This window comes from Thermodesulfobacteriota bacterium, assembly GCA_036482575.1.
In the GTDB taxonomy this organism is placed as follows: domain Bacteria; phylum Desulfobacterota; class GWC2-55-46; order GWC2-55-46; family JAUVFY01; genus JAZGJJ01.
On the sequence record JAZGJJ010000093.1, the window covers coordinates 1 to 11,287 of the forward strand.

Genomic DNA, 11,287 nt, shown 5'->3' on the forward strand with positions numbered 1-11,287 from the left:
TTAGACCCGCAACCACCCACGGCTATTTTTTGGCCTTCATATGCTCGGCGCGCAGCATCTTCGCCTCTTCGCGTATCTCCACAAGGTCGCGCTTCATCTCGGCCCAGCCGTACCAGTGCATGTAGTCGGGGTTCGAGTGGAACGCGCCTTGGAACGCCCTCATCCTGTGCTCGAGGAACATGACGTAGAGCTTTTGCTCTATCCCGCTCTGGACCTCGTAGAACCTCAAGAGGTCCACGTGGGGCGGGTATTCCTCCGGGCGCTCCAGCACCTCGTCCCTGTAAAGGGCCTCGACTATATCGATTGCCTCGGCCATGAGCCGGTCGGACTCTTTTATTATCTCATCTACCTTGCCAAGCTCGTCCCTTGACCAGCTCTCCCCGTGGCACCCGGCGCAGACCTTTAGCATCTTCCCCCTCTCCGCCTCCCACTCCTCCCTGGAGAGCCTTACTATGTCCGCGGCCTTTACCGCGTCCAGCCTCGCCGTGGGCTTCCCCTCGCCGTCGAGCACACCGAGCCCCTGGAGTATCTTCACCCTGTAACCCATCCACTCCGGGTCGTCCTCGGGGAGCCTCAGGGCCAGGAAGCCCCAGGCGGTACGGACCTCATGGTCGCCCTTCTGCATGTGGCAGGTAACGCATACCGGCGCCCTCGGGGTCTTGAAAGAAGCCTTGAAGGGCTCTTCATACCAGTCAGCTATTTTCTTCGAGAAGTCCCAGTTATCTCCCTCCGTAGAGTAGATTACGCCGTGCTTGCTCGTCGAGTACATCTCCCACTGCGGATGGTCGAAGCCCATGTGGCACGTTGCGCACGCCTCGGGCTTCCTTGCCTCCTCGGCCGAAAAGCGATGGCGCGTGTGGCAGGAGTCGCACTGGCCGCCGTCCCTGCCTATCTTGTGGCACCCGCCGCACCCCTTCTCTCCGGCCATTATCACGTGCGGCTGGTCCGCCGTCGTAGGCATGGCCTCCATGGCGAGCCACGCCTTCGAGTGCTTGCCCGCCTGGAACTCCGTAACCTTCTCCTCGTGACATGACTTGCAGTTAGCCGCGCCCACCTCGCGCCTTACGTCCTTGTCCTCGCAGCTCGTGGCCATCCCGGCTATCCTCTCCGGCGCGCCCTCGACCGGTATATGGCACTCGTTGCACCCTATCCCCTTCCTGGCATGCACCGAAAGCTTCCAGTCCCTTATGGCCCCCTTGCTAAGCCCCTTGTCCATGTGGCAGTCCAGGCACACCTTCGTCTTAGCCCTTACAAAAGGCCTCGGCACCTCTTCCCTTGTCTCCATGACGCTTACGTAGCCCGCGACCGTAAGCGCGGTGAATAGTATAAGGCTCATGACGCCGATAAGATATTTTATGAAGTTCCCGGTCTTTATATCCATCTTACTTACCTCCGTTTATATTCATAAACTACTCCGCAGCTTGCTACGGATTTAAAAAATCTCCCAGAGCGTCAGCCATAGGAAGGCCACTATCACGACCGTACCCACGGCCATATTCACCTTCGCCATCTCATACCCCCTGCCCTCGAGGAAGCTGTCTATCCACGGGTAGCAGATAAAGAGCACGGGGAAGATGAGCATCACGAAGAGCGCCGGCTCCCTCGGCGCAATGATTATCCACTGGTACGAGGCCGAGAAGTACCATGGAGGCGATACGTCCTCGGCCACAAGAACCGGGTCGGCCATCTCGCCGAGGCCCGGAGGGAATATGAGAACGAGGTTGACCATTATTATAAGCAGCCCCAGTGTGATGACGCCCACCTTAACGGCGTGGTCCGGCCAGAAGGGGTGCTCTCCACCAAGGCCCTCCACCTTCGCGAAGCCCACGAGCCTCGTAGCCGCTATATGCGCCCCGATAAGAAGGACTATAAGCAGCGGCAGCAGCTTGGTATGGAGGTCGTAGAGCCTCAGGAGCGTTATCTCCGATATCTCCTCGCCGCCCCTCAGGAGATAGAGGAGCGGCTTACCCACCAGCGGCACCTCCCCCGCCATGGTCGTCACGACGACCGTCCCCCAGTAGGAGACGTTATCGTAGACGAGCGAATACCCGGTAAACCCGAGGGCGAGCGTGGTGAAGAAGACCAGCGCGCCCATTACCCACTTGACCGCGCCACCCCCACTGTAACCCCTCGTAAAGAAGACCCTTACGATATGGAAAAGCAGGAAGAGCACCATGAAGTTCACCGCCACCTTGTGGAGCCCCCTTATGAAGTAACCGAGGTAGATACCGTAGGTTATCTCCCGCACGCTGTCATAGGCCTTCTCCGGGTGCGGTATATAGTAAAAGGTCATGAGTATGCCCGTCACCGCAAGTATCAAAAACAGCACGAGCGGTATGGCCCCGAGCGAATAGGGCCAGAAGTGGAGGTGGTCGGGCACGTCCTCCTGGACGAGGTCGATAACCTTGTCCTTCAAGGATTTTTCTTTTATATTTTCCATGGCGTTTTCCATAGTGCTAATACCGCTTAACGGGTAACAGTTATCGGTTATAGGTTTCCGGTTATCGGGTTAATGTTTTTCGCCTTGCACTGATAACCGGTAACTGAAGACCGGTACTGCCTCTTATACCGCCCTCGCCTTAACCTTTACATAGACGTGCTTCCCCTTCTCCACCACCTCGAACCTGTCGAGCGGCCTCGGCGGGGGGCCCGAGATGTTCTTACCGTCCCTGTCGTAGATCCCCTGGTGGCAGGGACAGACGAACCGCTCGCCCACCTTATCCCATGAAACCAGGCACCCCAGGTCCGTGCACACGCGGCTGAAGGCGACCACCTCGTCTCCGGCCTTCAGGATGGTGAGCGGGTTGCCCCCGACCTCCATGGTGAGGCCGCCCGAGGGTATGGCCGACTTCAGCCCAACGAGGACCTCCTCGAACCTGGCGGCCTTTACCTCGGGGATGAGGAACTGGAAGAACCTCAGGGCCAGTGTCCCTAGCCCGAGTGTGAGCCCGAAACCCATAAAGGCCCCCGAGAGAAACCGCCTCCTCGAAACGTTATCGTTTATTACCCCCATTCAAACCTCCCGAAAACAAAAACGCCTTCCCCGGACCGTTCCATCCTCTGGTCTCCGGAAAAGGCGCCCTTGCCTCTATCTTCGGTTATGTCGATACAATCGGTGTACCGATTACAGCTTATATCCCCTCTCGCCGTGCTGAGATTTTTTTAGCTTCCTTGCGGAAACGCATCTTCGCTCGATAGGCCGCTACAGGTTATAGCCTCTCTCGCCGTGCTGGGATATGTCGAGCCCTTCCATCTCATCCTCTTCGCTTACCCGGAGTCCCATCACCGCATCGAGTGCCTTCAGTATCACGAAGGTCGCCACACCGGCGAGCACCCAGGTGGCCACAACCGCTTTAAGCTGTATGACCAGCTGGCCCGGGTTTCCGAAAAACGCCCCCTCGGCCCCGACAGAGGCGAAGAGTCCGGTGGCTATCGCCCCCCAGGTGCCGCCTATACCGTGTATGCCGAAGACGTCGAGCGAGTCGTCGTAGCCGAGAAGCGGCTTCAGGTAGCTTACGGCCATGTAGCAGATGACCCCCGCGCCCCCGCCTATCACTATCGAGGAGATGGGCCCGACGAAGCCCGCGGCCGGGGTTATGGCCACAAGGCCCGCTATCGCGCCGGACGCGGCGCCGAGTGCCGTGGGCTTGCCCCTCTGTATCCACTCGGCGAAGACCCAGACAAGCGCGCCCGCGGCCGCCGCCGTATTCGTCACCACAAAGGCGAGCCCGGCTACGCCGTCGGCGGCAAGCTCGCTCCCCGCGTTGAAACCGAACCACCCGAACCACAGGAGCGCCGTGCCGAGAAGCGTATAGCCGAGGTTATGAGGCGGCATGGGCTCCGTGGGGTACCCCCTCCTCTTGCCTATGACTATGGCCGCGACGAGCGCGCTGACGCCCGAGCTTATGTGCACGACCGTCCCGCCGGCGAAGTCGAGCGCCCCCATCTCCCCGATCCATCCCCCTCCCCACACCCAGTGGCAGAGCGGGTCGTATACGATAGTGGCCCACAGGAGACTGAAAACGATCAATGCCGAGAACTTCATCCTCTCCGCGACCCCGCCGGTTATAAGCGCCACCGTTATTATGGCGAACATCCCCTGGAACATCATGAAGACGTAGTGGGGAATGGTGCCGTTGGGCTCCTGCCCCACGCCCGCAAGCCCCAGATGGGCAAGCCCCCCGACGACCCCACCCATGTCCGGGCCGAAGGCCAGCGTGTAGCCCCAGAGCACCCACTGAATGCTTATAAGGCACAGTATAAAGAAGCTGTGCATCATGGTACCGAGCACGTTCTTCCCCCGGACCATGCCGGAATAGAAGAACGCGAGCCCGGGCGTCATGAGCATCACGAGCGCGGTGCACAGCAGTATGAACGCGGTGTCACCCGTATCTATCTTGGCCTCCTCCTCCGCAAAGGCCAACTCCGGCATCAAGAGAGAGAAAAGACCAATGAGGAACACCACCATGACGGCGGCCAACGGTATCCTTTTCATTTCCAACTACCTCCTTGTCTATTATTTGTCTACTATAGATTTTAACGCGCCGTACCCGCTTGAAAAAACAAAAGGGCGACCCTCCGCGGACACTTAACCATCGTGACCCGCGGAAAGGCGCCCTTGCCTCACCGTTTATCCCGTAACGGTACTACGCTGTACCGTGAAAGACCTTAACCAAACCGCTCTACCAGGTATAACCGCTCTCGCCGTGCTGCGAGTTTTTTTAGTTTCCTTGCGGGGACCTCGTTAACCTTCGCACCGGCTTACCATGTATAGCCGCTTTCGCCGTGCTGCGAGTAGTCGAGCCCCTCTATCTCTTCTTCTTCCGTTACCCTGAGGCCCACAACCGCGTCGACCACCTTAAGTATTACGAATGTACCGACGACCGAGATGGCGATGGTCGCCCCGACCCCTATAATCTGCTTGAAGAGCTGGCCCGGGTTCCCGAAGAAGAGGCCGCTTGCGCCGACCGAGGCCAGGAGCCCCACCGAGAGCGTCCCCCACGTGCCGGCCACGCCGTGTATGCCGAAGACGTCGAGCGTGTCGTCATAGCCGAGCCTGGGCTTGATGACGCTGACGGCCCAGTAGCAGAGCCCGCCGCCCACAAGGCCGATTATAATAGCCGAGCCGGGCCCGACGAAGCCGGCGGCCGGGGTTATGGATCCGAGTCCGGCAACGGCACCGGATACCGCACCGAGCACGGTCGGCTTGCCCCTGTGGACCCACTCGACGAAGACCCAGGTAAGCGCTCCCATGGCGGCCGCGGTGTTGGTCGTTACGAACGCCAGTGCCGCGATGCCGTCGGCCGCGAGCGCGCTCCCGGCGTTGAAGCCGAACCACCCGAACCAGAGAAGCCCCATGCCTATAATCGTAAGCCCGAGGTTATGCGGGGGCATGAGCTCCTTCGGATATCCCCTCCTCTTGCCTATGACAAGGGCCGCAACCAGAGCCGAGACGCCGCAGCTTATGTGCACCACCATGCCGCCGGCGAAGTCGAGCGCCCCGAGTTCCCCGAGCCATCCCCCTCCCCACACCCAGTGGCAGAGCGGGGCGTATACGAAGGTCGCCCACAGGAGGCTGAAGATAACCATGGCCGAGAACTTTATCCTCTCCGCGAAGCCGCCGGTAATAAGGGCGACCGTTATGACCGCGAACATCCCCTGGAACATCATAAAGACGAGATGCGGTATCGTCCCGTTGGCCTCGGTACCCACGCCGTTAAGGAAGAGGTGGTTAAGCCCGCCGACGAACCCGCCTATATCCTTACCGAAGGAGAGGCTGTAGCCCCACATTACCCACATGATACTTATAAGGCATAGTATGAAGAAGCTGTGCATCATCGTGCCGAGCACGTTTTTCTTACGCGCCATGCCGGCATAAAAAAGGGCGAGCCCCGGGGTCATGAGCATAACGAGAGCCGTGGAGACCATTATCCAGGCCGTGTCCGCCTTGTCTATCTCGCCGGCCCCCTCGGAACCCCAGGAAAACGGGACCACGCCAAGGACCAGGAATAAAAACATTACTGTCTTCAAAAACCCTCCGTACCCGGTAAAATGCCTGTAAGCACTCGACATGCCGCCAAGTTCGCCGCTTAAGCCTTTCATCTTCTTACCTCCTCTTGATCGTCGTTGATCGAAGAAAGAATTCGACTGGTTTAGATCCTCTTAAAGGGCCTCTTTGCCCTTCTCTCCGGTCCTTATCCTGACTGTCTCTTCCACCGTGGAGACGAATATCTTGCCGTCCCCTATCTTGCCGGTCTTCGCGGCCCCGAGGATGGCCTCGACCACTTTCGCCGCCAGTTCGTCGGTCGTTACCACCTCTATCTTTACCTTGGGCAGGAAGTCCACCACGTATTCGGCCCCCCTGTAAAGCTCGGTATGGCCCTTCTGCCGGCCGAACCCCTTTACCTCGCTAACGGTCATGCCGTCGATATGCATGTCGTGCAGGGCCTCCTTGACCTCGTCGAGCTTGAACGGTTTTACTATCGCCTCTATCTTCTTCATCCTGTTACCTCCCTTATATCTATTGTGCGGTCAGAAACTGAAGTAGACCCCTACACCCCCGTACAAGACGTCCTCCTCGGTGCCGGTTCCGGAGGCGTCGTTTATCGCCTCGATGGCATCATCGGCGTCATTGGACAGCGGGAAGCTGTAGGCCAGCTTCGGCACTATGGTTATGTTCTTGGTGACGGGGATGTTCAACGCGGCCGATACCTCGCCGTTATAGAAGTCGGTGAATTCGTCTCCGTCCTCGTCCACGCCCATGATCTCGTTGTCGAAGTTGTAGCTCGCCGATGCGCCGAGGTCCAGGGACATCTCCCTCGGCAGGCCGAACGAGTGCCCCACCGAGGCCACGAGGAAGCCGCCGTTGCCCTCGTCGAAGTCGTGATAGTAGGTAAGCGACGGGCTCAGGAACGTATCGTAGCTCAGCGTAAAGTAGACCTCCTGAGTATCCTCGACGTCCTTGAGGTCGTAGTGTATATAGCCCACCTCCAGAGAGACCTTCCCCCGGGAAGTGCCGTAGTTAAGGGTAAGGTCCGTTTCGGTGCTTTCACCGGATTCGTGGATCTCACCGCCGGACGTGTCATCCACCTTCTTGGTGACATAGTTGGCCCAGAAGTTCATGCCGAAGCCGCTGTCGGTGGTGATGCCCAGCGTGGGCTGCAGGACCATTCCGTCGTTGACGAGGTTCTGCCCCCTCCAGACGTAGTTCGTGAGTATGTCTACCCCGCCCTCGCCGGAGGCCTCGAAGGCCCTGGCGGTGCCGGCGGATACGGCCATGAAACCCGCGAGTAAAACCAAAACCGCTAATCCCCTAATCCTCATAATGATCTCCTCCTTCTTGTTTCGCTTTTTTGTTCTGCCATGAAAAATGGAAAATATGGAAGAAAACGCCAACCCTCGTACTCGGGGAAAGGCGCCTTCGCCTTTCTTGCAACTTCCTTAAGTAGCATTGCAAAGTTGATGCCAGAACGGTTTTATCGGAGAAAACGGAGAAAAACTGGAGAAAACACGGATTAGAAAGGGCGGGAGAGACGGGGTTGCACAGCTTTTGACCACCGGTGCTTACTAATCAATCGTACCGTGGCGCACCGCGATACATTTTTTCCGGTTTTGCACTACGGAAAAACCTCCGGAACACCGCATCCCCGACAGCGTGGAGCGCGGGTATGTTGGCCGGGGTCTCTTCTATAATCTTCTCCGGGTCTATTGCCCCTTCGAGCTTTTCGATTTCTTCTCTGTTCTCATCCACGGAAAGCCACTCGCAAATCATGGCCTCCGTGACCTCGAGGTGGAACTGAAAGGCGTAGGCGTTCCGCCCCATACGCACAAGCTGGGAGGGGAACTCCTCGCTCGAGGCAAGGAGCGTGCCGCCGCGCGGCACGTCAAACGTATCCCCGTGCCACTGAAATGTTTTCATCGTCTGAGGAAGCCCCGAAAACAAACGGTCTCTCATGCCGTCCGGGGTAAGGCTGACGTCGTACCAGCCTATCTCCTTCGATTTACCCTTATAGACACGAGCGCCCGCGGCCTTCGCCATGAGCTGGGCCCCGAGGCATATCCCCAGCACCGGAACACCAGCCTTCACGGCCGACTCTATAAGCCGAAGCTCGTCCCTTATAAAGGGATTCTTGTCCTCCTCATAGACGCCCATGGGTCCGCCGAGAACTATGAGGGCTTCGTCTGGCGGGGCAACCTCTTTCGGCACCCTCTCACCCGCGTAGACCCTGATGCAGCGGGCACTGAACCCGATAGAGCGGAGTGCCGCGGCAATCGTACCGAGCCCCTCGTGCGCTACCTGCTGGATGACGAGCACGCTCCGCATCGGACTATCCAAGACCTTCAAGCGCGGCGATGACGATCTCGGCGACCTCCTTCATGGGCTTTCTCCTGTCCATGCTTATCTTCTGTATCCTCGTAAAGGCCTCACTCTCGGAGATGCCGTCCCTTTCCATAAGGAGACCCTTTGCCCTCTCCACGAGCTTCCTCGCCGCGAGGGTGTCTTTAAGGTCCTCGTTTTCCTTCTTCAGTTTTTCGAACTCCCGGAACCTCGCCACGGCGAGCTCCACCGCGGGAAGGAGCTCCTCCCCCCTTACGGGCTTCACGAGATAGGCCATGATCCCGGCCCCGGCCGCGCGGCTCACGGTCTCTTCGTCCTCGCTTGCGGTAAGGAGCACCACCGGCGTCGGGTGGTGCCGGGCTATCTCCGCTGCGGCCTCTATGCCGTCCACCCCGGGCATCTTCACGTCCATAACCACCACGTCCGGGGAGAAGTCCCTGCATATACCAAGGGCTTCGTCCCCGCTCCCGCCTTCGGCCACCACCGAAAGTCCCCTCTCCTCGAGGAGCCCCTTCAGGACCAGCCTGCCCGAGGCGTCGTCGTCTATTACCGCTATCTTCCTCATACCATAGGAAGTAAAGCAAGTTCCGTGCCACCTGTCTAAAGTGGGGTTTTAATCGTATTCCGGTCGTGTGGTGCGGTTTTTTAAGGCAGGGGTGCTTACCGTTTGTGCCGCCCGGCGGCTTCCCGGTAGAGATCCATGTACTTCTCCGCGGACCTCTCCCAGGAGAACTCCTCCCTCATGGCGCGCTTCTGAAGCGCCTGCCAGGCCTTCTTGTCCTTGTACACCAAAAGCGCTTCCTTGACTTTCTCTACCAGGGCCTTTGAAGAGTACTCCTTGAACTTAAAGCCGTTGCCTTCGTTCTTCTTATAGTCCTTTATGGTGTCGTCGAGCCCGCCGGTGGCTCTCACCAGCGGCACCGTTCCGTAGCGGAGGCTGTATATCTGGTTCAGTCCGCAGGGCTCGTACCTCGATGGCATGAGGAAAATGTCGCATCCCGCCTCTACCCTGTGGGCGAGCGTGTTGTCGAAGGTGGTCCTTACCCCGAGCCGGTCGGGCCAGCGGCGGGCCAGCTTCTCGAAAAGGCGGTGGTACTTCTTCTCGCCGGTGCCGAGTATCACCAGCCCCAGGTCGAGCTCGATAAGGTCCCCCATGGCCCGGGCCAGTATGTCGAGCCCCTTCTGGTCGGCAAGGCGGGAGATGAGCCCCAAAAGCGGCGTGCGCCTGCCGAGCTTCAGACCGTACTCCTTTATGACGTCCTTCTTGCAGACCCCCTTGCCCCTGAGAGATCTCTCGGAGAAGTTCGCCGGTATAAGGTCGTCGGTGCGTGGGTTCCACTCCGTATAGTCCACCCCGTTCAAAACGCCGTGGAGGTCCTTCTTCCTCTTCTTAAGTACCCCCTCGAGCCCGCAGCCGTACTCCGGGGTCTGTATCTCCCGGCTGTAGCCCTCGCTGACGGTACTCACTATATCGGAGAAGACCATGCCGGACTTAAGGAGGTTAAGCTTCCCCCAGAACTCTATCCCCTCCGTGTTGAAGACCTCGTCGGTCAACCCCGTCACGTTGAAGAGGTAGGAGGGGAATACCCCCTGGTAGGCGATATTGTGTATGGTAAAGAGCGTCCCGGTCTCCGGGAACGACTGCCTGTACGTGTCGGAGAGGTACGCCGGTATGAGCCCTGTCTGCCAGTCGTTGCAGTGGATCACGTCCGGCTCGATATTTAGCGCCCTGGCGGCCTCCAGCACCCCGCGGGAGAAGAAGGTGAACCTCTCGAGGTTGTCGAAGTAGTCTCCGTCCGGGGTGCCGTAGAGGTAGCTCCTGTCGAAGAACTCGTCCCTCTTGAGGAAGTAGACCGGGATGCCGTGGATCTCGTTCCTGAAGACCTCGACGTGGATAACCCTCTTGCCGATGGGTATGGGTATCTGCAGGTCCATGGACTCCCCCTTGAAGCCCCCCTCCTTTACCGACCTGTAGAGCGGCATGAAGATGGAGACGTTACAGCCGAGCGCCTTCAGGGACCTGGGCAGCGAGCCGGCCACGTCGGCGAGCCCTCCGGTCTTGGCGAACGGCACGGCCTCGGGGGTAGCTATTATAACGTTAAGAGCCATAGGCTACAGACCATACCAGAAATTCCGGGGGTCGGCAAGCGCTCCGCCAGCATATTTGTGAACAAGGTAGAGAAAGACGGCAAAAAATCGAAATACGCAAGGTCGCCCTGGACGTCGGCTACAAGGACGACAAGGACCAGCACCAAAGCACCAAAAGCCTTGACAAACACAAAATCTCTCGTGTAATATTAGTGTTGAACAAAGCCTTTGAGTGGGTTGCGATGAAAAAGGCCTATAGTGAAGAGGGGGGGGGAAGAGAGAAGAGGAGCACAAGGGTTAGGGGTAGCTCTTCAATCGTACGCTTGTTGAATAGAAAGGGGGAGACAAATGGCTATTAAATGCCCTAAATGTAACGAAGGCGATAAGGTTGAGATGGAGTTTGCCGCATTTGGTTCCAGATATAGATGCAAATCGTGCGATCATTTTTTTAGTGACAAGACAACTCTAATGTCAAAAGAGGAATTGGACAACATAAAAGAGCGTGGGGAGGGGTTTAGGGATTCGTTTGTTAAATCAATGGATGCCTATAAGAATAGAAAGTGGTAATAATTAATCTCATTTGGTAGTTCTCATCAATAACAGTATAGAAGAGCGCGGGTTCAATGGAAAAGTGCAACACTTGGGGGGAGCCTTTGTTTGCTTCCAGGAAGATAATGAAGATTGGTCTTGATAAAATCGTTCATACTGTTGAAGCCTGCTTCCTTTACCACCTTCTCTAGATTTTCTTTTTCCATCTTCTAAATCGACGTTGATTTCTTTGGTCCACCAGCACTCCAGGCAAATGTCTATGGTTTCGACCTTGCCGTTTACGACTTTGCTTCTGGCCACCAGTCTGGATTT

The 11,287-nt window shown here is 57.8% G+C and carries 11 protein-coding genes; all 11 read right to left on the reverse strand.

The features are described from left to right. Window positions 1-22: 22 nt before the first annotated feature. Window positions 23-1,381, reverse strand: a complete 1,359-nt coding sequence (locus V3W31_04050) for a multiheme c-type cytochrome (GenBank protein ID MEE9614115.1) — start codon at window positions 1,379-1,381, stop codon at window positions 23-25. 51 nt (window positions 1,382-1,432) lie between these two features. Continuing rightward, window positions 1,433-2,440, reverse strand: coding sequence for a cytochrome b N-terminal domain-containing protein (locus V3W31_04055; GenBank protein MEE9614116.1), 1,008 nt, complete (start codon window positions 2,438-2,440; stop codon window positions 1,433-1,435). A gap of 123 nt (window positions 2,441-2,563) precedes the next feature. Next, window positions 2,564-3,013 (reverse strand): Rieske (2Fe-2S) protein, encoded by a 450-nt coding sequence (locus tag V3W31_04060; GenBank protein MEE9614117.1) that lies wholly within the window; start codon window positions 3,011-3,013, stop codon window positions 2,564-2,566. Between the two features lie 189 nt (window positions 3,014-3,202). Next, a complete protein-coding gene (locus V3W31_04065) occupies window positions 3,203-4,495 on the reverse strand; it encodes an ammonium transporter (GenBank protein MEE9614118.1) in 1,293 nt (430 codons plus the stop codon). 266 nt (window positions 4,496-4,761) lie between these two features. Next, a complete protein-coding gene (locus V3W31_04070) occupies window positions 4,762-5,955 on the reverse strand; it encodes an ammonium transporter (protein MEE9614119.1) in 1,194 nt (397 codons plus the stop codon). A 207-nt stretch (window positions 5,956-6,162) separates the two neighbouring features. Next, window positions 6,163-6,501 carry a P-II family nitrogen regulator gene (locus V3W31_04075; GenBank protein ID MEE9614120.1) on the reverse strand — a complete coding sequence of 113 codons (339 nt, stop codon included), beginning with the start codon at window positions 6,499-6,501 and terminating at the stop codon, window positions 6,163-6,165. 30 nt (window positions 6,502-6,531) lie between these two features. After that, the gene (locus V3W31_04080) at window positions 6,532-7,299 is read right to left on the reverse strand and encodes a TorF family putative porin (protein MEE9614121.1); all 768 of its coding nucleotides are present in this window, start codon (window positions 7,297-7,299) and stop codon (window positions 6,532-6,534) included. Between the two features lie 271 nt (window positions 7,300-7,570). Continuing rightward, the gene (locus tag V3W31_04085) at window positions 7,571-8,335 is read right to left on the reverse strand and encodes a gamma-glutamyl-gamma-aminobutyrate hydrolase family protein (protein MEE9614122.1); all 765 of its coding nucleotides are present in this window, start codon (window positions 8,333-8,335) and stop codon (window positions 7,571-7,573) included. Further along, on the reverse strand, window positions 8,328-8,903 hold the full coding sequence (locus V3W31_04090; GenBank protein MEE9614123.1) for a response regulator: 576 nt from the start codon (window positions 8,901-8,903) through the stop codon (window positions 8,328-8,330). Before V3W31_04090 ends, V3W31_04085 begins: the two co-directional genes overlap by 8 nt. A gap of 95 nt (window positions 8,904-8,998) precedes the next feature. Continuing rightward, window positions 8,999-10,447, reverse strand: coding sequence for a glycogen synthase GlgA (glgA, locus tag V3W31_04095; GenBank protein MEE9614124.1), 1,449 nt, complete (start codon window positions 10,445-10,447; stop codon window positions 8,999-9,001). Between the two features lie 555 nt (window positions 10,448-11,002). Continuing rightward, window positions 11,003-11,287, reverse strand: a 285-nt coding sequence (locus V3W31_04100; GenBank protein MEE9614125.1) for a hypothetical protein, incomplete at its 5' end; no start/stop codon positions are given.